This is a genomic window from Paenibacillus phyllosphaerae (assembly GCF_014192105.1).
GTDB lineage: Bacteria > Bacillota > Bacilli > Paenibacillales > Paenibacillaceae > Paenibacillus_Z > Paenibacillus_Z phyllosphaerae.
Map to the genome: position 1 here is coordinate 88,363 of NZ_JACHXK010000007.1, position 23,054 is coordinate 111,416.

The 23,054-nt window shown below is 51.8% G+C and carries 17 protein-coding genes and 4 pseudogenes; 13 read left to right on the plus strand and 8 right to left on the minus strand.

The features are described from left to right. Window positions 1-10: 10 nt before the first annotated feature. From FHS18_RS35400 to FHS18_RS16790, 6 genes and pseudogenes are all read left to right on the plus strand, one after another. Window positions 11-526: pseudogene (locus FHS18_RS35400) on the plus strand (TerD family protein); the annotation flags it as partial. 81 nt (window positions 527-607) lie between these two features. After that, a complete protein-coding gene (locus tag FHS18_RS35405) occupies window positions 608-1,279 on the plus strand; it encodes a vWA domain-containing protein (protein WP_409348556.1) in 672 nt (223 codons plus the stop codon). Window positions 1,280-1,464: 185 nt separating this feature from the next. Beyond that, a complete protein-coding gene (locus FHS18_RS16775; protein WP_183601247.1) occupies window positions 1,465-1,653 on the plus strand; it encodes a hypothetical protein in 189 nt (62 codons plus the stop codon). Window positions 1,654-1,825: 172 nt separating this feature from the next. Further along, a complete protein-coding gene (locus tag FHS18_RS16780) occupies window positions 1,826-3,013 on the plus strand; it encodes an acyl-CoA dehydrogenase family protein (RefSeq protein ID WP_183601248.1) in 1,188 nt (395 codons plus the stop codon). A gap of 183 nt (window positions 3,014-3,196) precedes the next feature. Continuing rightward, complete coding sequence (locus FHS18_RS16785; RefSeq protein WP_221401355.1) at window positions 3,197-3,703, plus strand: carbohydrate ABC transporter permease; 507 nt, start codon at window positions 3,197-3,199, stop codon at window positions 3,701-3,703. A 245-nt stretch (window positions 3,704-3,948) separates the two neighbouring features. Continuing rightward, on the plus strand, window positions 3,949-4,185 hold the full coding sequence (locus FHS18_RS16790) for a hypothetical protein (RefSeq protein ID WP_183601249.1): 237 nt from the start codon (window positions 3,949-3,951) through the stop codon (window positions 4,183-4,185). 73 nt (window positions 4,186-4,258) lie between these two features. Here FHS18_RS16790 and FHS18_RS16795 read toward each other — a convergent pair. The 5 genes and pseudogenes from FHS18_RS16795 to FHS18_RS16815 all read right to left on the minus strand — a co-directional run bounded on the left by FHS18_RS16795 (window position 4,259) and on the right by FHS18_RS16815 (window position 9,293). Further along, window positions 4,259-5,614: pseudogene (locus FHS18_RS16795) on the minus strand (IS4 family transposase). A 199-nt stretch (window positions 5,615-5,813) separates the two neighbouring features. Further along, entirely contained in the window at window positions 5,814-6,500 is a 687-nt protein-coding gene (locus FHS18_RS16800) for an ABC transporter ATP-binding protein (RefSeq protein ID WP_183601428.1), read from the minus strand. Next, window positions 6,500-7,735, minus strand: a complete 1,236-nt coding sequence (locus FHS18_RS16805; RefSeq protein WP_183601250.1) for an ABC transporter permease — start codon at window positions 7,733-7,735, stop codon at window positions 6,500-6,502. Before FHS18_RS16805 ends, FHS18_RS16800 begins: the two co-directional genes overlap by 1 nt. A 5-nt stretch (window positions 7,736-7,740) precedes the next feature. Then, window positions 7,741-8,841 carry an ABC transporter permease gene (locus FHS18_RS16810; RefSeq protein ID WP_183601251.1) on the minus strand — a complete coding sequence of 367 codons (1,101 nt, stop codon included), beginning with the start codon at window positions 8,839-8,841 and terminating at the stop codon, window positions 7,741-7,743. A gap of 80 nt (window positions 8,842-8,921) precedes the next feature. After that, on the minus strand, window positions 8,922-9,293 hold the full coding sequence (locus FHS18_RS16815; RefSeq protein WP_183601252.1) for a hypothetical protein: 372 nt from the start codon (window positions 9,291-9,293) through the stop codon (window positions 8,922-8,924). Window positions 9,294-9,597: 304 nt separating this feature from the next. On the opposite strand from FHS18_RS16815, the pseudogene FHS18_RS16820 reads away from it, so the two are divergent. Next, window positions 9,598-9,847 (plus strand): annotated as a pseudogene (locus FHS18_RS16820) (SpoVR family protein); the annotation flags it as partial. Window positions 9,848-10,040: 193 nt separating this feature from the next. Here the strand turns inward: FHS18_RS16820 and FHS18_RS16825 are convergent. Next, window positions 10,041-11,123 carry a peptidoglycan DD-metalloendopeptidase family protein gene (locus FHS18_RS16825; RefSeq protein WP_183601253.1) on the minus strand — a complete coding sequence of 361 codons (1,083 nt, stop codon included), beginning with the start codon at window positions 11,121-11,123 and terminating at the stop codon, window positions 10,041-10,043. 189 nt (window positions 11,124-11,312) lie between these two features. Between FHS18_RS16825 and FHS18_RS16830 the strand changes: the two genes are divergently transcribed. From FHS18_RS16830 to FHS18_RS34405, 3 genes and pseudogenes are all read left to right on the plus strand, one after another. After that, on the plus strand, window positions 11,313-12,047 hold the full coding sequence (locus FHS18_RS16830) for a response regulator transcription factor (RefSeq protein WP_183601254.1): 735 nt from the start codon (window positions 11,313-11,315) through the stop codon (window positions 12,045-12,047). A 1-nt stretch (window position 12,048) separates the two neighbouring features. Next, a complete protein-coding gene (locus tag FHS18_RS16835) occupies window positions 12,049-13,860 on the plus strand; it encodes a sensor histidine kinase (RefSeq protein ID WP_183601255.1) in 1,812 nt (603 codons plus the stop codon). 104 nt (window positions 13,861-13,964) lie between these two features. Continuing rightward, window positions 13,965-14,268, plus strand: a pseudogene (locus FHS18_RS34405) (EamA family transporter); the annotation flags it as partial. 99 nt (window positions 14,269-14,367) lie between these two features. On the opposite strand, the gene FHS18_RS16840 reads toward FHS18_RS34405, so the two are convergent. After that, complete coding sequence (locus FHS18_RS16840; RefSeq protein WP_183601256.1) at window positions 14,368-15,591, minus strand: MFS transporter; 1,224 nt, start codon at window positions 15,589-15,591, stop codon at window positions 14,368-14,370. 182 nt (window positions 15,592-15,773) lie between these two features. On the opposite strand from FHS18_RS16840, the gene FHS18_RS16845 reads away from it, so the two are divergent. After that, window positions 15,774-16,355 (plus strand): TetR/AcrR family transcriptional regulator C-terminal ligand-binding domain-containing protein, encoded by a 582-nt coding sequence (locus FHS18_RS16845; protein WP_183601257.1) that lies wholly within the window; start codon window positions 15,774-15,776, stop codon window positions 16,353-16,355. Between the two features lie 136 nt (window positions 16,356-16,491). Next, window positions 16,492-17,529, plus strand: coding sequence for a glycoside hydrolase family 88/105 protein (locus tag FHS18_RS16850; RefSeq protein ID WP_183601258.1), 1,038 nt, complete (start codon window positions 16,492-16,494; stop codon window positions 17,527-17,529). A gap of 107 nt (window positions 17,530-17,636) precedes the next feature. On the opposite strand, the gene glgP is transcribed toward FHS18_RS16850, so the two are convergent. Beyond that, window positions 17,637-19,826 carry an alpha-glucan family phosphorylase gene (glgP, locus tag FHS18_RS16855; protein ID WP_183601259.1) on the minus strand — a complete coding sequence of 730 codons (2,190 nt, stop codon included), beginning with the start codon at window positions 19,824-19,826 and terminating at the stop codon, window positions 17,637-17,639. Between the two features lie 269 nt (window positions 19,827-20,095). On the opposite strand from glgP, the gene FHS18_RS16860 reads away from it, so the two are divergent. Further along, entirely contained in the window at window positions 20,096-22,897 is a 2,802-nt protein-coding gene (locus FHS18_RS16860) for a glycoside hydrolase family 2 TIM barrel-domain containing protein (protein WP_183601260.1), read from the plus strand. The last annotated feature ends 157 nt before the right edge of the window (window positions 22,898-23,054 follow it).

Here is a 23,054-nt window from a genome sequence, read left to right on the forward strand (position 1 = left end):
AGCAATGAACATGAACCTGTTAAAGGGACAAAAGGCAGATGTGACGAAAGGCCGTAATGTACGCAAGCTGAGCCTCCATTTCGGATGGAAGACAACCAACGCCGCCATGAGCATCGACGCCTCTTGTTTTGTCCTATCGGACAGAGGCCGTTGCGAACGGGATGAAGATTTCATTTTCTATGGCAATCCGGTTGACCGCAGCGGAGCGCTTGCGCATGCATCATTGCAATCGCATGACCGGGAATCCGTAACGATTACGTTGGACAAGCTCCAGCCTGCCGCCGCCAAATTGGCTTTTTCGGTCACGATACACGAGGGGGAGAAATTGGGCCACGCCATGAAAGACGTATCCGGCCTATACGTTCGTCTCGTGAATGCGGATACGGGAGAAGAGCTGTTCCGGTACGAGTACGGGTCGGATCTTGCCCAGGAGACGGCGGTTGTCGTCGGCGAGCTCTATCGATACAACGGGGAATGGAAATTCAATGCGATCGGCAGCGGTTATCATGGCGGGCTAGAGGCATTGTGCACCAGTTTCGGATTAGAGCTGGAAGCGTCGGGAAGCGCGGCGCCCGAGGTAGCAGCAGCCGTAGCAACGCCCGCTCCGTTGTCTACGATCGATCTGCGCAAAAAACTCGTGCAACTGACGCTCGAGAAGAAAAAGCTGACCGGCGTGGTCGCCAGGGTAGGTATCGTGCTTGATATTACAGGGTCGATGCAGACCTTGTACCGGAACGGGACCGTGCAGGAAGTCGTCGAGCGCATCTTGGCGGTGGCTTGTAAATTCGACGATAACGCTACGCTGGACGTGTGGGTGTACGACAATCATTTTAGCCGGTTGCCGTCCGTGACGGAGAGAGACTTCAGCGATTACGTGCACCGCCAAATTCTGAACGATCCGCAGATCCACAAGTTCGGACGCAACAACGAGCCTCCGGTCATGGAGGATGTCATTCGGAAATACACGGAGGAGGACCCTTCGTCGACGCCGGTATTGATCATTTTCATTAACGACGGCGGTGTCGTGAAACCGATCAAGAAGGTCCTCACGGCTTCATCGGTTCAACCGATTTTCTGGCAGTTCGTAGGCATCGGCCAGTCGGATTTCGAGGTGCTGAAGAAGCTCAACACGATGGAAGGCCGCGTGGTCGATAATGCGAACTTCGTACATCTGGATGATATCGCGGCCGTGTCCGATGAGGCGCTCTACGACCAACTGCTGAACGAGTTTCCGTCATGGTTGCAGGCGGCCAAGGCCAAACGGATTATTCGCAGCTAGCCCGATATCCGACCTTTCGATTCACTTTTTTCTCCTGCTCCCCGCAAGCAAGCGACTTTTATACGCATGACCTCAACACGGCAGCCATCTGGCTGCTTTTTTTCATGCACACCGACGGACAGTATGCCCATTTTGTGTTATTCTTTTAATACAAATCGGAATAGTATGATATAGCAGGTGAACACGTGAGAAGATTCAAGCTATGGCATAAGCTCATCCCTTTCGTCATTATCGGGGCCGTAGTCAGCAGTCTGCTCGGGCTGCTGTACGTTCAGCGGATGCAGAAGCTGTATGAGCAACTTGTCTATCAAGAGGCCGGCGACAAACTCTATCTCTATTCGGAGCGGATCGAGGAGAAGCTCGGCCGGGATTGAACACTTCTCCACTTAGCGCTGCTTGAAGTCGGAGTCTAGCGCATATCATGATTAAAGAAATCGGTTTTTCACAAGAAAATGATCGGGAAATTGCCTATAACGGAGCAGCAAAAGCTTCTATCATTAAACCAAGCAAGCACATACGAATAGGTAGAAAGGTGGCGGTAGAACAATGGCCCAAGCAGATCAACGAGACCCGTTCCTACGCAACAAGCGCGAAGAAGAGATAGCCTCCAGGGCTGACTGGCTTGGGGAGCGGTTCGCCAAGCGAGCTGCCAAGCACGATCTGGAGGGATCGTTCCCGTTCGAGAACTTCGAGGACCTGAAGCAATCCGGTTATTTGAAGCTGACGATCCCGAAGGTATACGGCGGTGAAGAAGGATCGGTCTACGAAATGGTACTGTCCCAAGAACGGCTGGCCAGAGGAGACGGCTCGACGGCGCTGGCGGTCGGCTGGCATATCGGCCTGCTGCTCCAACTGAGGCTGACGAGAGCGTGGCCGGAGAAGCTGTTCGCGGACATGTGCCAGGAGACGGTGGCGAGCGGCGCCGTCGCGAACGAGCTGATCAGCGAGATCGCAACGGGAAGCCCGAGCCGCGGAGGCAGGCCGGAGACGACAGCCAAGCGCGTAGCAGGCGGATGGAGAATAAACGGGCGGAAATCATATAGCACGCTGAGCCCGATCCTTGCATTCTTCACCGTATCGGCAGCGATCGAAGACAGCGATAATGTAGGGCTGTTCTTTGTCCGCCAAGGTAACGGCGTCCGGATCGAGGAGACATGGAACTCGCTCGGGATGCGGGCGACCGGCAGCCATGACGTCGTGCTGGAGGATGTGTTCGTGCCGGACGAAGATACGATCCGGGGGCTTGAACCTACTATAGTGGGGGTCTCCTCTGCACCTGTTTCAGCAGAAGGCACGCTGCTGCACATTCCGGCCTGCTATCTGGGGATCGCGCGCGCCGCACGCGACTTCGCGCTCGATTTTGCCCGCAAGCACAAGCCGAATTCGCTTCAGACGCCCATCGCCGAGCTCCCTCATATTAAACGGCAGATCGGGCTGATGGAGGCGGAACTGCTAACGGCAAGAAGCTATCTGTTCCATACGGCAGATCGATGGGATCAAGATCCGGACAACCGGGCCCATATGAAGCACGAGCTTGGACTTGCCAAATATACGGCAACGAATGCGGCCATTCGAATCGTCGATCAGGCGATGCGAATCGTCGGCGCGCTAAGTTTGTCCCGCAGCTTGCCGCTCGAGCGAATGTACCGCGATGTAAGGGCAGGCTTGCACAATCCGCCGATGGATGACGTCGTTCTGCTGAATCTGGCGAATCAGGCGATCGGCGAGTCGTAGACGGCTTCATGTTCTACTGAAACCCGCTCGCAATTTGAAAATGAAAGTTCAATCGTAAGGGTAGCCATCCTATGGTCGTCAAGAAGAGAGCAGGTTTTTTTATCTTATGGATCCGCTTGTTGCGGCGCTTGCCGCATATGCGTTCGCGAGAATCAGGTTCCCGGGCGTATCGTTCTGGTTCGTATGCATGATGCTGACGATGTGCTGCCCGGCGAAGTGCTCATCATCCCCCAATACCTGATCTTCAAAGAACTGGAATGGATCGATACGCCTCTGCCCCTGATCGTGCCGGCATTCGCCGGGGGCGCCTTCTTCATCTTCCTTATGATCCAGTTCATGCGCGGCATCCCGCTGGAATTGGATGAATCGGCGCGGATCGACGGCTGCGGCCGATTCGGGTTCTTCCTCCGGATCATGCTGCCGCTAATCGTTCCGGCGCTGGTCTCGGCCACGATTTTCAAGTTTTACTGGACGTGGGACGACTACTTCGGCCCGTTCCTGTACTTGAACTCGCAGAAGCTCGGAACTGTCGCGCTCGCCATCAAATCGATGTCGAACCCGGCGATGGATACCGATTGGGGAGCGGTATTCGCCATGTCCGTCCTATCGCTGATTCCCGTGTTGGCCATCTTCGCAGGTTTTCAGAAGTACATTGTCGAGGGCATCAGCACGACAGGGCTTAAGGGATAGTAAGTACCTGGATGGCGGGTTAGCAGTTGGATGAATCGGCTATCGTTGATCATAATAGCGATCGTGCTAGAACAGGGAGCAGGCCTTCAAGGTGCTGCTCCCTGTACCATTGAAGATACCGTTCGTAAAGAGGTAGTCTTGCACTAATTTGTAGGTTATAATCTTCGTTGAACCTACTGGTTATATATGGTTAATAATACTTATTTTGTTCCAAGTCTCGCAGTATACGAAATGGATGTGAAGCAATGAAAGCGGATGTAGAACAAGGCGTAGACGGTTTGTTAGAGGCCGCATTTGGCGGGAGTCCCATTGCGCTTGTAATCTCGAACATCGTGGTTGGCGGTATTTTCCTGTTCGCGGCTTGGAGATTGTTGATCTCCTCCAGACAGCGAAAAGCCCGACGCGTATTGGCCTGGATTATTTTGACGATCGGATCATTGGGAACGCTAAGCGGTGTCGTCCAGTTAGTTGTTAAGCTATGACCAAAGAGGCCTTATTCCGCCATTGGCGGGGGTAAGGCCTCTTTCGAACAAACACATCCAACATCTTATTAACTCAACTTTCGCAGTAACAAATAGGCAAACAAGCCTTGATGTAATTGGGCAAAACGGCAATCCATTGCTGAAGTTGATATTGGATGAGAGCCGAGAGTCTTTTGCCTGCCTTTGCAGCAATTTCATTAATCAGATGGAGTAGTTGTTGTAAGGCGACGGCCCAATCCAACGTACCGACTTCGTCGCACAGCAAATAAAACAAGCCGCCAAATGTGCGAGAATCGGTGCTTTGCCGATGCTGCCAAGCTAGCAGGATGTAGCGTGAAAACACGATGGTCGTGTGGCTGATGAGCATATCGTAGGAACGGCCTTGAAACTCCTTTTGTAGGCGAAGCAGCGATTTGGTGCACTTAAAGAAGACCTCAATATCCCAGCGGATCGCATAAATGCGGATAATGTCTTCTACGGAGAGGGAAAGATCCGTCGTCAAAATAGCCAACCATTCCTTCTTTGTGCGATGACGAACGAATACGACGTGAACAGGAATGCCAGAGGCTAACTCGGTTCGTATGGCGCGGAGGACGCCGCGCTTCTTGCTTGCGATCGGAGACGCAGCGGCATAGAGCTCTTTCAGCGACAATTTCTGGCCTTGAAGCAGGAAGCGCTTGTTGTCATTCTTGACCATGCCAATCACGTCTAGACCGCGAGCTACAATTTCGCCAATGAGTGGTGCATGTGTAAACCAACTGTCCATCAAGACGTAGGAGGCGGTAGATCCAGCTGAGATGGCGCGATCCAGCATGGACACGATCACTTGCGGAGCTGACTGTAGCGCTTCCAGCCGACGCTTGTAACCGTGCGTTCTTTTGTCGACGCTCGCGTTTATCCCGTTGATGCCCGCCTTGCTGGAACTGAGCAGTGCAAAGTCGAGCGGCAAAAACGTGTGACCGTCCGACCAACCCATGGTGAGCATGCGAAATCCTTTGTAATAAGCACCGGTCGCGTGATCTTTGAACCGCGCGAGCAGTTCAACGGCCTTGCTCCGCTTGCGTTCGAACATGGAGTCATCGACGATGAAGACCGAATCTCAATCCACGGACGTAAGTGAGTTTACTTTCTGCACCGTTGCCGTACTGAGAAACGTTAGAAAACGACGCCAGGCATAGCCGGTATGATTGAGAAAGCGATAGACGGCGTCTTTGCCGGGGAACGACTCCCCTTTATTGCTTTCAAGCAAACGAAACCAGTTTTTCTGATGGAACAACAGAACGAAGACGAGCTGAAATAGTCGAGTATAAGTGAAGCCAAAACGCTTGCGAAATCCGGCTTGTCGAAGATATTTCATGATGTTCAGTTCTTGAAAAGCAGACTTTAACTCTTTTGGGAGTTGATTTAGGTCAGGTTGATGATCTATCATAATGGAAGACACCTCTTCTGGATGGTAGTGATTGCTCTATACTCTCACTTTACCAAACGAAGCGGTGTTTTTCTATTTTTCAAGCCCTATATCTGGTAGCTGACAACGCCAGTAACTGCAAGAGTTAAAACCGATTTTGGCTCTACGATAGTTGAGATCCTAAGTCTAGTCTTTGTGTCTAATTTCAATCGTAACGATGTTAGAGACATTGCAAAATCCGATCAGTATAAATTTTTCCATCCATGATCTCAATGATCCGGTTCGTTTTTCGAGCAATCTCCAAATCATGCGTCACGATGATGATCGTCTTTCCTTCTTTATTTAATTGCTGCAAGATCTCCATTATTTCATCGCCTGTTTTTCGATCTAAATTTCCAGTAGGCTCATCGGCTAAAATCAACTCGGGCTCTCCGACCAAAGCTCTGGCAATGGCCACCCTTTGCTGCTGGCCGCCCGATAATTCGTCAGGTTTTTTGTCCATATGCTCCTTTAATCCGACCTTCTCCAAATAAAATTGAGCTTTTGCTATTCTTTCTCTATGGCGGGATCTTCTAAAGGTTAGCGGCAATGCAACATTATCGAGCACAGTGTAATCTTTCAACAATGCGAAGTGTTGAAAAACAAAACCAATCATTAAATTCCTTGTCTTATGCAGCTGGCTTCTGATGGCTTGAAGAGTTCTGCCTTTTAATACATACTCCCCTTCGGTAGGAGAGTCCATCAAGCCTAATATATGCAATAACGTGCTTTTTCCAGAGCCTGACGGTCCCATAATGGAAACTAATTCGCCTTGATTGATCGTTAAGCTAATTCCATCCAAAGCATGAGTGTTACTATATTTACGTTTATATATTTTTTTTAAATTGTGCAGCTTAATCAGTTCCATCATTCCATGCCCCCAATCAATGTCTTTAGCTCTTGTTTCCTAATAAAAAGGTAGATGAAGAAGTTAGAAATGAGAATAACTGCCAATAAAATAATAAAGACAATGCCAATAACCGATCCATTGGCTTTATAGTCAAGTGGACTTGCCAGATTCATATCGCTCGAAAACTGAAGCAGCCCTTTATACTTCCACATAAAATGCAACAAGGATAGGCCTAGGCCTGCGACTGCAATAATCAGATTCTCTATTATAATTTGATATAAAATACCGTGTTCACTTTCCCCTAATGCCAGTTTGATTCCGAACTCCCTTTTCCTGATCATAATGGACACGATCGTGGTAACGACCATTCCGATTACGGAAAACAGAATAAAGGATAGACCAAGCACCATTTGAGGAATTTCCAAATAAGCATTAACTTTGATGTCTTGCCGAATATTTTCCCCCAGGTTATGAATGCCTAAAGGAACCGAATCCCCTTTGAGTTGTATCATTTGAGTTAACTGATCCAAGTCCGCCCCTGGGCGCAGCTTTAGCACCGTATTGAATTGCAGTCTTGAAATCATAGAATCATAGAGGGTATAGATATCCTCCGGCATCGGTATCAACATCGCTTTGTCGAGCTTTAAATAGACGTTGGATGTATTATTATTCACAATGTACTTGTCAGGTAAAAACCCGATAATTTTATATTGAGCGTTAATGATATCACCGATCTTATAGTAGCGTTTGAAATAAGAGCCTACTAGCACATTGGTTTCATCATTGCTGTTCTTTCTGAAGTCCTGATCTGTAAACTTCAAGTTTAAAATCTGGTTATACGGCTCATCAATTACAATGGTACGGATGATTGGTTCATCTAATCCTAGAAAGTGATTGGTTAAGTCGGCTATCAATTGAGGATCAAGAGGATGCGCTTTTGTATCTAAAATGACATTATCCTCATAATAAGTGCCGTAAGCAACTACATCGGGATGACGTTTTAAGTTATCGTATATTTCCTCTACATCATTTTTCGTATATTGCTTTTGAAGTTCATCTGTAATTTTATCGGGAACGACTAAGTAAGTGCTGTCCAAATCTAATAGCGACTGGCTATTCATATAGTGCAGGTTATAAAAGATATTGCTCGTACCTGTTATCGTTGATAATCCATATGTAAACTGAATGAGTAGAAGTATGGAAATGACCCAGCGAATGCGCAAGGCCAGAAAAGCATTTTTTATCCTAAACATGTCGTCTACTCCTTTAGAGCCTTGGCGGGTTCGATTCTGAAAATATGAAGCAATGGAATGACCGAAGTCAGGAGTGCAACGGCGAAAGTAGCCAGAATACCGATGATGGTTTGACTAAAGTCTATGCTAATGAAATATGTCGTAGTTTCAACAACTTTTATACTAAGTTTGCTGAGAATCCACTGGATGAAAAAGGAGCACCCCGCTGCCAACACAGCGCATAGAAACAATTGGCTAAAGATATGAACGAAGAGATTAAGATTGCTCGCGCCTAGAGCTTTTCTCAAGGAAAATTCTTTTCTCTTTAAATAAATCCAAAGATAGCTTACGTTGACGCAGTTTAATAACGCGATCATTACGAGCTTATACGGATAACTCATGATCTCCTTGACGCCTTGTCTTGATTGTTTTTGTTTCTCATAGGTTGGTATGAGATTTTCAATGGTCACCTTTATTTCAGGGCGATATTGTTGCAATTCGGATATAAACCGATTCATTTCGTTTTCGGGATTACGATTTGACCTCACAACGGTTGGAAGGACGCCTTTTTGTGCGATTTCCCGTTTTATTTGTTCCGGTAGTTCATTCAAAAAAACATACAAATTGGAATTATAGACATTGATCATGTCTCTTCCTTTGTTTATTCCGGCAATTCCTTCAACATGATACTCTTGATTCAACACTTGAATCGTTCCGGTATGATCGGCAATCAGTTTCCCTGTAACGATTTCTTTGTCTTGATCGGATGTTATTTCCCTTCCCTCAAGCAACGGCGGTGACCAGATTTTATTATTCAATAATCCTATAACTTGAACTGAACCTAATTTCGGATCTGTAACCGCTATCGTTGCTGTAAGAACACTTGAATGTTCAAATGTAGAACTTGCCAGTTCTTGAATGTGAAGCAAATCTTCCTCTTGGATACGGTCCATCTTTAAAGCGTAATAATAGTTAAAATAACCATTTTTGGACTGGTAAAAATGTTCGTTATAGTAGGATTGAGTAGAAAGTGCGATTAAAATCGGCAATATCGTTAATAGGAAGCCAAAAAAGAGCATAATAAATATTTTTTTGCTAATCCAAATATCGTTTATAATCTGTCGCATTTTCTCCTCCAGAGTAAGTAAAACGTGAATAAGGCGAAATTGCCTTACTCACGTCTTGAAATACATATGTTTTTTACCGATTAATACTGGAAGTCGATACTTTTATTCACGCTGGCGCTCTCGCCGCTCATGACCCACTCATGATATGAAGTGCCGCTGCTCACAGCTCCAGTGGTCGTAAAATTAACATTAACAAGATCCGTCGCCTTTGCAGGATTCTTTACTGCGCTTCTGGTTGAGCCATCATTAGTAGTTGCCTTTACACTGATTTGGTAATTATAAGATTCATTTGTCTGTGAGGTATTTGCATTGATGTTTGCTCTCCCACCGCTTCCATATGCTGTAGCAGTAGAGTTCCAGGCGATTGAGGCAAAAGATACGGAAGAAATCGCACATACAGCGCAAGCGGTTAAACCTAGCGATAATAATGTTTTTTTGAACATACGTTTCATAGAAAAACAGCACCCCTAATTGGATATTTTTGCGGCCGCATACAAATAATACCACAGAAATCTTCCAAATCTATTAGTTTACAATATTATTACATTCCATGATGATCCTCTTACAAAAAAATTCAGAGTATAAGTTATTACATTCTTTCCATTATATAACCCCAATCCTTTTTATGGGTTTCAGCTCTTCATAACTTTCTGTTTTTTTAAATCTGTGCATGAAAAATGAGACGGACTACCTTTAAAAGGTCTGAATTTTCTGACATAAAGTGATCTCAAGGTTTATGCAACGTTAGTGTTATTATTTGATAAAACGTTCCACAAAATGAAGATGCAATACGATTTTGGTCTGAGCAAAATTTACGAGTTGGTCATCAACTCCGATCCCTGTTACGCTTTTCTGCTGACGGGCAACTCCCTCATTCAAAATAAACTGATCGTAGCGCATGTGCTCGCCCACTGCCGACCGCATTCACCAGTATGAGATGGATCATGGCGCGGAAGCGGTGGAGAAATTTATCGACGCCATTCTGGCGATTCAGGAGCACCAAGACGAAATAGATAGGCACAAGTAAAGCCGAATTTCTTTTTGAAACCAGCGTCTTCTATATGGTAGTGATTGGTCGTACTTTCACTTTACCAAACGAAGAGGTGTTTTTCTATTTTGTCAAGCCAATAACTTAAATGGCGTCAAACCCAGGCTAAACGTACTGTTGAGCATATTTTGACTCTGCGAAAGTTGAGTTATTAAGACCTAGGCTTCGATCCGGTAAGGATATCGCCGCGTACGGGCTTGGCGCCGCTTTCGAAGGAGACAGGGATGGTCGTCGCGATCGTGTCCAGTTCCGAAGGCGGCGATACTTGAAAATGGATATGCGGCTCTGAGGAATTGCCCGAATTGCCGCATTGACCGATGACTTGACCCGCACTTACCGCGTCGCCCTCTTGTACGAGGATGGAGCCGTTCTTGAAATGGGCGATCATGCTGTACTCGCCGTTCTCATGGCGGATCGTGACCACGTTGCCTGCCGGCTGCGCTTCATTCATTTGGCCAACCGGAACGTTATCGGGAATACCGTCGACGACGGCAACCACGACGCCATCGGCCGGCGCCAGGACATTCTGCCCGAAGGCAAAGTAGCTCTCGTTCTTGGCGGGATCGCCTTGATAACTGAATCCGTCCCGTTCGACGACCAGATCGTAGGCGTACCGTACGGGCTCGTATTCGTAATGATAATTCAGGAACGAGTTGTGCCCGCCCCAGAACACAAGCCAATCGCCCTCGAACGGCGGTTGGAACTTGGTCTTCGAATAGGCGACGTCGGTAGCCGGGAATGCGGCATGCTCCAGAATCTGAATGCCCGCGATCGTCGAGGACTCGTCGAGCGTCGCGCTCAACCCTTTCGTACCTTGGGCGTTGGCCCAGACGTAATGCCGGTACCCGTTCAGCCGCATCTCGCTTGTCTGTTCGAAGGACGAGATGTTCGCAGTGAACTGCTTGCCCATGGAACGGAACTGATCTAGCGTCACGGCTTGTTTGAGGTCATCGCTGAATTGGTTATAGAGCCGTTCGTATTCGCCGCCCAGCAAGCTATCCGCGACTTCTTGCCCGCCGACGCGTTCAAGGTTCTCTTTGTCGTGTGCTTCGTTCTCTCCCGCTTTAGTTTCATTGACCGCTTGTTCTGCCGTTTGCTCATGTCCGCTCACCGCTTTATCCTCCTTGGATTGACCGCTATCGACCCCGCACCCTGCCAATACCAGACCGGCCGCCAGAAGCGGTACGGCTGATCGGCCAGCGCGTTGAAGCAAATTTCTTGTCTTTACCTTCATGGTCATTTCTCCCTCTTTCGCAAGTCTGACTCTAGTATATCGACCCAAACTTACGCCACCCGCAACGGAGAATGAAGGGAGCCTTAACTTTTACGACCGCCGTTGAAGGAAAATTAAGGTAACGGTAAGATTGCCATCGGCCGGATGTGCGATACAATACTACTATCTCTTACTATATCGGGTGATGAAATGAAAGAAGCGAAGATTCTCATTGTGGACGACGAGAGAGCGATCGCGGACATGATGGCCACCGTGCTGCGGAAGGAGGGCTTCTCGCGGATCGATCTGGCGCATGACGGGGAAGAGGCATTGGCCGCATGTGCTCGTACGCGCTATGATCTGGTGCTGCTTGACGTCATGATGCCCGGACGGAGCGGGCTCGAAATTTGCCCGTTCATCCGCGGCACGACGGATGCGCCGATCTTCTTCTTGACCGCGCGCTCCTCGGACTTCGATAAATTATCCGGATTTGCCGTCGGCGGCGACGATTATATTACGAAGCCCTTTAATCCGCTTGAGGTCGTCGCTCGCATACAAGCGCAGTTGCGCAGATATCTCCAGCCGAAACAACAGCTTGCATTAGCTGAAGAAACGGCGCAGGGGATGTCGGGGCGGTATGACTTCGGCCGGTTTCAAGTGGACGAGGCGCAGGCTACGCTCACGGTAGAGGGGCAACCGTCGCACTGCCCGGCGCTCGTATTCCAGCTGCTCTTGTTCCTGTGCAAGCATCCGAATCGCGTTTTCAGCAAGAGCGAGCTATACGAACGCGTATGGGGCGAGGAGGCGTTCGCCGACGATAACACGGTCATGGTTCACGTCCACCGGATTCGCGAGCGCATCGAACGCAACCCGTCGAAGCCGGAGTATTTGGTGAACGTACGCGGCTTGGGCTATAAGCTGATGCTGCCAGAAGGAGAGCGCTGATATGGTCCGCAGAAGACTAGCCGTTCGGTTCGGACTGCAGCTGGCCGGAGCTGGCTTGCTGCTCGTCGTGCTTGCGGCCGTCATCCTGGTCTGGATTCTCGCCAAGTTCGAAGAAATCGAAATTCGGCGCAACTTCGCGCCGACCGGCATCTCCCGGCTCATCTCGAAATCGCAGACGGACGATAACGGGTTAATCGCCGATCCCGTGCTGCTCGAACGGCTGCGGCAGGACGGCGGCTGGCTGCAGAGTCTGGACGACGACGGCAATGTCATCCAATCGTTCAATGCCCCCGGCGATCTGCCCGAGCGGTACGTTCCCGGCCAATTGATGGATTACTGGATCGGCGGTGAACCCTATCCCTATCGGCTCGGGTTGTGGATTCAGGAGAAAGAGGGCGTCACGTACACGCTGCTCTACGGTTCGCGGTCTCCGACCGAGGATTTGCTAAGTCGGCTGATCGATGACGGGAAACTTGAGGACGGACGGCTGGCCTTCTCGGCTGCTACGCTCGAGATGCTTGGTCAGCGGGATGGTTGGGTGCAGGTGCTCGATCGCAACGGTCACGAGATTGCTTCATGGGAACGTCCGGAAGAGTCGCCGACAACCTATGCGCTGCAGGATCTCGCGCTGCAAATCGCGAACAACGACGGCGTCGGCACGCTGATGGATACTCGATACGACCAGAAGACCGGCTACACGTGGGTGTATCAATATCCGATGAGCGAGGCCCAGCGGCATGCGATGCCGATTCCCGGCATGATGCCCGAGGTGCAGGTGATGATCGGGGGATTGGTCGCATTTTTGCTCGGCGCGCTGCTGCTCTTCATTGTCCTCTCCATCTGGTACGCCAACCGGTTCGGCACACCTCTTATACATATTCTTGGCGCGATCCGCCGGCTTGGCGCAGGCGTTTACCCCGAGTTGCCCCCGCAGCAGCCGAAACGAAGAAAGTTCTCGTTCCGGAGGAAGGATAGCCGCAAGCGCCGCAACCGGATATTCGGCGAGGTATTCGAATCGCTCGAGACCTTGACGGCGGCGCTGCGCACGGGCAGAGAGGCCGCGGAGCGTACGCAGCGGACGCGGGAGGAATGGATCGCGGGCGTGACGCACGATATGAAGACGCCGCTCGCTTCCATCCAAGGCTATGCCCACATGATGGCGGCAGGCAAGTACAGTTGGACGGAGGAAGAGGTCCGCAAGTTCGCGTCCGTCATTCTGGAGAAGTCGGAGTACATGGATAAATTGATCAACGATTTGTCGCTGACGTATAGGCTGCGAAGCGGTGACTTGCCCGTCGAATTCGAGATGTTGGATGTAAGGGACCTGCTGCAGGAGGCGGTCATTCGCGCTTCCGGGCGGCCCGAGTACGAAGCCGGGAAGGTGCAGTGTTCCGTGCCGTCTACTACCGTGCTCTCGGAGCTGCATCCGCCTTGGTTCGAACGCATCGTCGACAACCTGGTCGCGAACGCGTTCCTGCACAATCCCCCGGAGACCGTCCTGAGTATTGCTCTAACACACGGAGCGGACGGGCAAAGCTGGCGCATCGATTTCGCGGATAACGGCAAGGGGATGGATGAAGAGACGCTTGAACGCCTATTCGACCGGTATTATCGCGGGCTGAACACGGAGAGCGGCGCCGAAGGCAGCGGGCTCGGCATGGCGGTCGCCAAGGAGCTGGTACAAGCGATGGGCGGCAGAATCGAGGCGCATTCTGAGCTCGGTCAAGGTACAGTCGTAAGCCTGATCTGGGATCGGAGGGACGGTGAGCGGATTAGACTAGCCGATCCGCAGGCTGAGAAGGATGTAGGCTGACGCTGGGTTGGCAACAGTTAATTAGAGTCACAACGGGTTACTCTCCGGTGTGGCTCTTTTTGGCTAACAAATAAGCTGACCACTTTCTGGATACAATGGAGTCACTCATTTTGACCCCCTTTGTTCTTCCGCGATTAGATGAGATTCCATTCTCCCAGTTGTCGAACCCGACGAGTCTGGGGAGGAATCTTATACTTGGGTATCGTGTCTACGGCAGGTGGATTCATACTCTGAAATCGCGGATTACAGATGCTGAACGCTTCAAGCGGAGGTGTGTTCTTCTTCTTCCAACCGGTCTTCGGTACATTGCTGGGTTAGCTTATCTTAGATGAGTCCATCGGCATAACGTTCTGGGCGGGTTCCGTCTTGATCCTGATTGGCGTGATGCTGGTTATTAAGGAAAAATAGGTTTGTGTTGCCCCATAACAACATAGAACGCCACCTCAACCGAGGCGGCGTTCTTTTGTTTTATCCACAAACAGGCTGCAGCCTCGCTCTATCCAAACCTCAGGAGATTCCGCTTTTTGCCTTATTACCCTTTAAGATATGCAGTTCCGTGAAATAATAAACCAAGGCGAATACCGGCAAGACGGTGCCGATCAGCGATGCCAGTCCCCAACCGCCTTCAGTGTAGGCCCAGCCTCCGAGCGAGGAGCCGATCGCTCCGCCTGCGAAGAAAATGGACATGAACAGTCCGTTCAGCCGTCCCCGCGCCTCGTTCCCTAAAGAGTAGATAGCTCGCTGACCAATGACCAAGTTTCCCGATACGGCCATGTCGAGCGTAAAGGCCGCGATATAGAGAAGGATCAAGGCCGCCGTGGAATGGCTATCATAGAAATGGATCAGCATGAAGGACAGGGCCGCCACCAAGATAGCCACGCCGGTAATGACTTTGCCCAAGCCGCGGTCCGCCAGTCTTCCGGCGATCGGCGCCGCAATCGCGCCGCCTACGCCGACCAGCGCAAACCAAGCAATTCCTTGCTGGGACATGCCGAATTCATCGGATAAGTGCATCGGAACGACGGTCCAGAATAAGCTGAAAGCGCCGAACAGGCACGCTTGATAGAGCGCGCGGCGCCTTAAGATCGGCGTCTGTCTTAACAGTGTGCCCAAGGATAGAATTAATTTGCCGTAACGTACATTAGACGCGGGCTTGCGCTCTGGCAGTACATAAGCGAGCACAATCGTTAAGAGGGCGATAACAACGGCGGACAGAATGAAGATGGCTCTCCAGCCCCATACGCTGGTAATGAAGCTGGCAACCGGCCTGGCGAGCATGATGCCTAAGAGGAGACCGCTCATCACATTGCCGACCACGGCGCCGCGCTGCTCCTCGGTGGATAAGTATGCCGCGAAGGGGACCAAGATTTGAGCGACGACGGAGCCAATCCCGATGAACAGGGAGGCGAGCAGGAACAATGGCGCGTTGGAGACGAAAGCGGAAGTTAGCAGTGCGGCAACCGCTAGTAGGAGCATACCGACCGATAGCCGCCGGTTCTCGATCAGATCGCTAAGCGGGACGATGAACAGCAAGCCGAGCACATACCCGATCTGGGTCACGGTCACGATGAGCCCCGCAGCCGAAGATGACAGATTCAGGGCATCGCGGATCGGTCCCACCAAGGTTTGCGAGTAGTACAGATTAGCGGCGATCAAACCGCATGCGGAGGCCAGCACGAACATCATCCACCGCGAAATCCCGCTTGTTCGTTGACCCGATTTACTTGGCATAGTAACTCCTCCTCACATATACTGAACGTACGGTTCACTAAATCATGACTTAATCATATACTGAACGTATCGTATTGTAAATAGGCTTTTTGTGATTATCATTACGGTGCGGATTTTGTATACTAAACGTAATGTTGATTTAGATATGGCGGCCTTTGATCAGTCAGAAAGGATGATGAGACGTGCAAGCAAAAAGAGGGCGTCCGCGAAATCTGGAGACGCAGAATGCGATTCTGGACGCTTCCTATCAATTATTGCTCGAAAGCGGTTTCGGATCGGTGACGGTCGAGAAGATCGCTGAACAGGCCAAAGTGAGCAAAGCCACCATCTACAAATGGTGGCCGAATAAAGCAGCTGTCGTAATGGACGGATTCTTATCCGCTGCAGCCGCAAGACTGCCAGTACCGGATACCGGTTCAGCCTATAAGGATATTCTTGAGCATGCGACTGGCTTGGCCAGGTTTCTCGTTAGCAGGGAAGGGGCTGTCCTGCTGCAAATCATAGGCGAAGGACAAGCGGACCCCGCATTGGCGGACGCGTTCCGGACTCGCTATGTACAGCCTCGCCGGCTGGAGGTTCGCGGTATTCTGGATAGGGGGCTGCAGCGCGGGGATTTGAATCCGAAGGCGGACTTCGCACTAATTACCGATATTATCTACGGTTCGATCTTCTACCGCCTGTTAGTCTCTGGCGATCGGGTCGATGATCCGTATGTCGAGCAGCTGGTTGTTCAAGCGTTTCATGGCGCTCTCTCGGAGTCATGATTATCTTTGATTGCTATTGAACATTCCCGAATTGTCTGTTTTTTAATGATTTATGACGTCTGATTGACTGTGCTCCCGCCAAAGTTGCTTGTATAATGGACGTAGCAATCATTATAGGAAATAGGGAGTGCAGGGTATGCGAAAGTTTGAGTGCAACGAGACAGAAGTCAGAGAACTAATTGACCGCGTCGTTCGAAGAACGATGAATATCGATTTTACTTGGAACTGGTCCTGCGGGGTCGCATATTACGGCATCTCCAAAGCGTGGGAAGTAACGGGGAATCAAGAATACATCGACTTCCTAGTGAAGTGGGTTGACGAATATTTGGAGCTCGGAATTCCGCCGCTCATGGTGAATTCCTGCGCGATGGGCCATACGATGTTGACATTGCACGAAGCGACAGGCGATTCCAAGTACTTGGATCTCGCGCTGCTTAAGGCAGAGTATTTGCGTAAAGACGCGATTCGTTTCGGAGATGGCGTATTCCAGCATACCGTCTCGTCCAAGAACGATTTCCCTGAACAAGCTTGGGCAGACACGCTGTTCATGGCCGCCTACTTCTTGCTTCGTCTCGGGTTCAAGCTGGACAACAAAGAATACATCGACGATGCCTTGAAACAATTCTATTGGCATGAAGAATATTTGCAAGACAACAAGACCAATCTGTTCTTCCATGCCTGGGACAACGTAAGACAAGATCATCTGTCCGGCATCTATTGGGGCCGGGCTAACGCATGGGCGGCTTACACCATGTCGCAGGCTTACAAAATGCTGAATCCGTTCATGCCGGCATGGATGCAGATCGGCGGAGCGCTCGGCGATCAATTGAGCGCGCTCGTAAGGCTGCAGACTCCGCAAGGGCTGTGGCGCACCGTCTTGAACGACGAAACCTCTTACGAAGAGACTTCCGCTTCGGCGGGGATCGCGGCGGCCATCGTCATCAACGGCCATCCGCTGCACCAGAACGCGATGACGAAGGCGTATGAGGGCATCCTCGCCAACATCGACGAAGACGGTTCGGTCCGCAATGTGTCGGCTGGAACGGCGGTTATGTACAGCGTGGACGATTACAAAGTGATCTCCAAGAAACGCGTACAGGGTTGGGGACAAGGGTTGACCTTGGCCTACCTGGTGGCATTGCTTCAGAATAAGGAGCTTGTCAGCAAAATTTAACCCAACAAGCTGAAACGTTTATGAAAAAGGAGCAGATGCGCAATCTGCTCCTTTTTGTAATGATCGCACGTATTCCGCTAGGAACTAACTGCCCCACATCACCGTCTTCAATGGCGGCCGCCGTCACCCCAGGCAGCAAGCTCCATCTCGAAATCGTTCTCGAAATCCGGACTGATCGGCGTCACGCGCACGTTCACGTTCGCCTTCCAGATGTTAATCGCCACGTCAGGAGACACGCCTTCGTAGACAAAACATCCTTTGGACTGCTGCTGTACCTGCTCCAGCTTCGCCTTCCAGATCCCGCGGTTCCCGTCGGAACCGACTGCCTCTACGCGGACGTCCTTGTGCCAGATGCCCCCGAGCTGGATCTCGGCGCGGAGACCCGTCTTGTTCAGCCCGATCCGGCTGCTGTGGTCGGCCAGAATCTCCACTTTCTTAACCCGCACGCAAGGCCAGTTATTCCGGATGAATGCCTTATAGGCGGCTACTCTTGACGCGACTTCGAAGTGATCCGCCGCGAACCTTTTGCCCCGTGCTGCTGCAGGAACGTAGATCTTGTGCCAGTAATCGCTTACCATTCTATGCGTGTTATAGACGGGCGCGAGCGTACAGATCGATTCCTTCATCATGTTGATCCATTCCGTCGGAATGGCGCGTTCTCCCCGCTTATAGAAGAGGGGAACGATCTCGCTCTCCAGCAGCTGGTACAGCGCCTCGCTATCTTGCTGTGCCTGGTACTCGGGGTCGCCGTCGGTCGCGCCGTCGATCGCCCAGCCGTTGCGCCCATTGTAGCCTTCGACCCACCAGCCGTCCAGAACGCTGCAGTTGAGTACGCCGTTCATCGCCGCCTTCTGACCGCTGGTCCCGCTCGCTTCCATCGGCTTCACCGGCGTATTCAGCCATACGTCGACGCCTTGAACCAGCTTCTTGGCCTTATCCATCGCATAGTTCTCCACGATAAAGACGCGGTTCTTGAATCGCTCCTCCCGGGTCAGCTCCACGATTCGCCGGATCAGTTCCTTGCCCGGTCCGTCCGCGGGGTGCGCCTTCCCGGCGAAAACGAGACATACCGGACGCTCGGGATTCCCGACAATATGCGCGAGCCGTTCCAGATCGCGGAAGATGAGCAACGCCCGCTTGTAGGTCGCGAACCGCCTCGCGAACCCGATGATCAGCGGCGCTCCACCGGATAGGGCAAGCGGCAGGCCGAGCTCTTCCACCATCTCGGCTTTGGCCCGTTGGTGCTCCGCCCACAACTCCGCGGACGGGATATCCCGCACGGCGGTCCACACGTCTTGTTCGGACGTGCGGACATCCCAGCCGTACGGGAGGTGCCGGTCGAACAGCCCTTTTATCCCGTCAGCCAGCCACGTCCCGATGTGAATGCCATTCGTCACGGAATCCACGGGAATATCCTGCCTTGGAATATGCGGCATCCATCGGTGGAACAGATCCTTCGTTACCTCGCCGTGCAGCTTGCTTACCCCGTTCACCTTCGACGATGTGCTGACCGCAAGCCTTGTCATGTTAAAGGCGCCATCCAATAAGCCGAGCGAGAGCACACGCTCTCTGTCCGTCCCCAGCTGCCAGTAGAACTCCCCGAAATAACGGTCCATCATATCGATGGAGAAGACGTCGTGCCCTGCCGGAACCGGCGTGTGCGTCGTGAACACCGTGCTCGCCTTGACCGCTTCGAGCGCCGTCTCGAACGGTACCCCCTCGGCCGACAACATGCGGATGCGTTCGAGCGTCAGGAAGGCGGAATGCCCTTCATTCATATGATAGACGTCCGGTTGGATGCCTAGCGCTGCCAGCAGTCTCGCGCCTCCGACGCCCAGCAGGATCTCTTGGCTGATGCGGGCATCGTGATCGCTCGGGTAGAGCGTATCGGTCAAGCGGCGGTCGTGATCGCTATTGCCTTCCACATCGGTATTCAAGAGATAAAGCGTGACGGGCCCCAGTTGGACGGAATACGCCCCAGCATATACATCCCTGCCGGCGACCGTAACACGGATAACGACCGGCCGATCATCCGCATCTACCACGAGCTGAACCGGATAGATGCTCGCCTTCAGATCGACCTCCGGATACCATTGCTGCTGTACGCCCGCCTCGTTGATGTGCTGCTGAAAATAACCTTTGCCATAAAATATGCCTACGCCCGTAAGCGGAACATTCATGTCTGCGGCTGCCTTGATATGGTCGCCCGCTAATATGCCAAGGCCGCCCGAGTAAATCGGTAAGGATGCATCGAGCCCGAACTCTGCGGAGAAATACGCTACACCGCCGTTTGGCATGTTCCCACCTCATTTTCACCTAATATTGCGCTTTGTCGGAATACAAGTTTCGATAAGTAAGCGCATGACTTGCTTTTAAACTATATGCCGAATTATGGGGCATGTGCCTATTGCAAAATGTGCCGTTTTGGTCTTAGCTGGTCCGAATTTGTCAGGCCAGTCCGCGAATTTACTCTGAAAATCGGACTAATTAGAGCGGTATTTTCAATCGGACGGCTATGCTATAGTTGTCGCATTCGAGTTGAAATGAATAGAGGACGTGATAAAAGATGATCGCAACATTGAATCTGGAAGGAATCTGGGCGTTTCACCTGGACGAAGAGAAACAGGGCCTTCCGCCGCAGCTGAACGATACGATTGCCTTGCCGGGAACGACTTCTTATGCCAGAAAAGGCAAGCCGAGCGAGGCTGCCCATGTTGATTGCCTTACCGATGAATATGCCTTCGAAGGCTGGGCTTGGTATTCGCGCCAAGTCGAAATTCCGCCAGCATGGAGCGAACTGGACGCGCAACTCTATCTGGAGCGCACGCGCGTAACGACCGTGTGGATCGACGGCGAAGAACTGGACACGCAGAACAGCCTGTGCGCGCCGCATCTGTATCATCTGCCAAGCCGGCTGACGCCCGGGATCCATACGATCACGATCCGTGTCGATAATACAGAATATCCGACTAAAGGCGGCCATATGACATCCCGCGACACGCAGACGAATTGGAACGGCATCACAGGCCGAATCGAGTTGCAATTCGTCGGGGCAGCGTACTTGGAGGATATCCGTACCTATCCGAATGTGACTGACCGGTCCGTTACCGTTAAGGCCAAGCTGGTTGGCCAACCGATAGGCGAACTTATCGTTACCGCGGCAAGCACGCACGGCACGCAGGAACATACAGTCGAGTCTCGGATCTATCCAATCACCGGGCAAGACATTGAGCTGGTCTATCCGCTAGGCGCAGATGCGCTACTCTGGAGTGAATGGGAGCCGAATCTGTACGACCTGCAGTTTAAGCTGAAGCAGCAGGATACCGTCACGGACGAGCAACGGATTACGTTCGGCCTTCGCGAGTTCAAGGCGGAAGACAGCCTGTTCACGATCAATGGCGTGAAGACATTCCTCCGCGGCAAGCATGACGGGCTTATTTTCCCGCTGACGGGATTCGCGCCAACGACGGTGGAAGAGTGGCTTCATGTCCTGGAGACGGCGAAGTCATACGGCATCAACCACTACCGTTTCCATACGTGCTGTCCGCCTGAAGCCGCGTTCGAAGCCGCGGACCGTCTGGGCATCTACATGGAGCCGGAGCTGCCGTTCTGGGGGACGGTAACGGATGAGACGTACGAGAATCATAACGCGGCCGAGCAGCAGTATCTCATTGAGGAAGGCTACAGGATCCTGCGGACTTTCGGCAATCACCCTTCGTTCGTGATGATGTCGCTCGGCAATGAGTTGTGGGGGAGCAAGGAGCGAATCGACCGTATTCTGAAAGATTACAAGGCTTTCGATAACCGTCCGCTGTACACGCAAGGATCGAACAACTTCCAGTTCGTACCCGTCATCCTGGAACACGAAGATTTCTTCTCCGGCGTCCGGTTCTCGCGCGACCGGCTGTTCCGGGGTTCCTACGCGATGTGCGATGCGCCGCTGGGCCATGTGCAGACCGGACCGCAGGGCACGATGAAGGATTATGACGATGCCATCATACCAAGGGAGAGCGATGAAGCGAACCATGCGGGAACGGACAGCGGGACGATCCAGATCCAGTACGGCACCGAGGCGAAGACGGTGAATGCCGATGCAGCCGATGGCGTACTTGTGCCACATGTTCCGGTCGTCTCGCACGAGATCGGGCAATATCAGACGTATCCCGACTTTGGCGAAATCAACAAATACACAGGCCCACTCAAAGCGCGCAACTTCGAACAGTTCCGGCAACGGCTCGAGGAGAAAGGCCTGGATCATCTGGCGGCGCAATATCACGCGAGCTCCGGGCGCCTGGCGGTCGAGTGTTATAAGGAAGAGCTCGAAGCAGCGTTTCGTTCGAAGCGCTTGGCGGGCTTCCAACTGCTCGACTTGCAGGATTTCAGCGGTCAAGGTACCGCGCTCGTCGGCGTGCTCGACGCCTTCATGGATTCCAAGGGGTTGATCACTCCGGAAGAATGGCGCACCTTCTGTTCGGATGCGGTACTGCTCGCTCGGTTCCCGAAGTATCATTACGAGACGGGGGAGAGCTTCACGGCAGACGTTGAGCTCCGTTACTTGCGCCCTCAACCGCTGCATGGTTTCACGCTGCAATGGCAGTTGACCGCAGGCGATGAGCATCTGGCCGGCGGCGAGCTGAGTGCGTCAGCGTACGAGTCGGGCGATTACGTGGATATTGGCCGCATTGCGATTGCGATGCCGAATGTGCAGGCAATGACGAAGTCGTCGCTTCAGTTCACAATCGCCGGGACGGATATTCGGAAGTCCTACGATATATGGATTTACCCAAGCGGCGTGCGTGTTGACGCAAGCGGCATCCGGTTGTTCGAGGCGTTGACGGAGGAAGCGGAGGAGCTGCTGGAACGAGGTGAACGTGTCGTTATCATGCCTAACCCAGGCGGTATCCAGAATGCGATCGAGGGGACGTATTGCGTCGACTTCTGGTGCTATCCGATGTTCCGTTCGATCTCGGAGAGCATGAACAAGCCTGTACCGGTCGGTACGATGGGGCTCTTGATCGATCGCGAGCATCCGCTGCTGAAGCATTTCCCGAGCGAGGTCCATTCGACGGAGCCATGGAGGCATATCGTGGATCATTCGCGATCGGTCATCTTGGACGGTACGGATCAAGAACTACAGCCGATCGTCCAGACGATCGATAACTTCGAGCGCAACCACAAGCTCGGCCTGGTGTTCGAATGCCGCGTCGGCAAGGGGCGCCTGCTCGTCTGCACGGTAGACAGCGAGCAGGCGGGAAGCACGCTGGAAGGCCGCCAATTCCTTCACAGCTTGTTCGACTACGCAAGGTCGGAACAATTCCAGCCGCGCGCCGAACTAGAGTTGTCTAGGGTCAAGGAGCTATTGAAATAATCGAATAGGCAATATAGGGTAGGCGCTTCCAAGAGGCGTCTATTCGTATTGCGGCAAAAAGAAGTTCGACATTTAGGATTGACGCCTAATAGGAGCGTTGCTATACTACTTAAGGCGTAAACATTACGAATTAACACCTTGAAATCGTAAAGTTTAC

Coding starts and splice junctions, on each gene's coding strand:
- FHS18_RS16780 (WP_183601248.1), top strand. CDS start 1,826: ATGGCCCAAGCAGATCAACGAGACCCGTTCCTACGCAACAAGCGCGAA.
- FHS18_RS16785 (WP_221401355.1), top strand. CDS start 3,197: ATGCATGATGCTGACGATGTGCTGCCCGGCGAAGTGCTCATCATCCCC.
- FHS18_RS16790 (WP_183601249.1), top strand. CDS start 3,949: ATGAAAGCGGATGTAGAACAAGGCGTAGACGGTTTGTTAGAGGCCGCA.
- FHS18_RS16800 (WP_183601428.1), bottom strand. CDS start 6,500: ATGGAACTGATTAAGCTGCACAATTTAAAAAAAATATATAAACGTAAA.
- FHS18_RS16805 (WP_183601250.1), bottom strand. CDS start 7,735: ATGTTTAGGATAAAAAATGCTTTTCTGGCCTTGCGCATTCGCTGGGTC.
- FHS18_RS16810 (WP_183601251.1), bottom strand. CDS start 8,841: ATGCGACAGATTATAAACGATATTTGGATTAGCAAAAAAATATTTATT.
- FHS18_RS16815 (WP_183601252.1), bottom strand. CDS start 9,293: ATGAAACGTATGTTCAAAAAAACATTATTATCGCTAGGTTTAACCGCT.
- FHS18_RS16825 (WP_183601253.1), bottom strand. CDS start 11,123: ATGAAGGTAAAGACAAGAAATTTGCTTCAACGCGCTGGCCGATCAGCC.
- FHS18_RS16830 (WP_183601254.1), top strand. CDS start 11,313: ATGAAAGAAGCGAAGATTCTCATTGTGGACGACGAGAGAGCGATCGCG.
- FHS18_RS16835 (WP_183601255.1), top strand. CDS start 12,049: ATGGTCCGCAGAAGACTAGCCGTTCGGTTCGGACTGCAGCTGGCCGGA.
- FHS18_RS16840 (WP_183601256.1), bottom strand. CDS start 15,591: ATGCCAAGTAAATCGGGTCAACGAACAAGCGGGATTTCGCGGTGGATG.
- FHS18_RS16850 (WP_183601258.1), top strand. CDS start 16,492: ATGCGAAAGTTTGAGTGCAACGAGACAGAAGTCAGAGAACTAATTGAC.
- glgP (WP_183601259.1), bottom strand. CDS start 19,826: ATGCCAAACGGCGGTGTAGCGTATTTCTCCGCAGAGTTCGGGCTCGAT.
- FHS18_RS16860 (WP_183601260.1), top strand. CDS start 20,096: ATGATCGCAACATTGAATCTGGAAGGAATCTGGGCGTTTCACCTGGAC.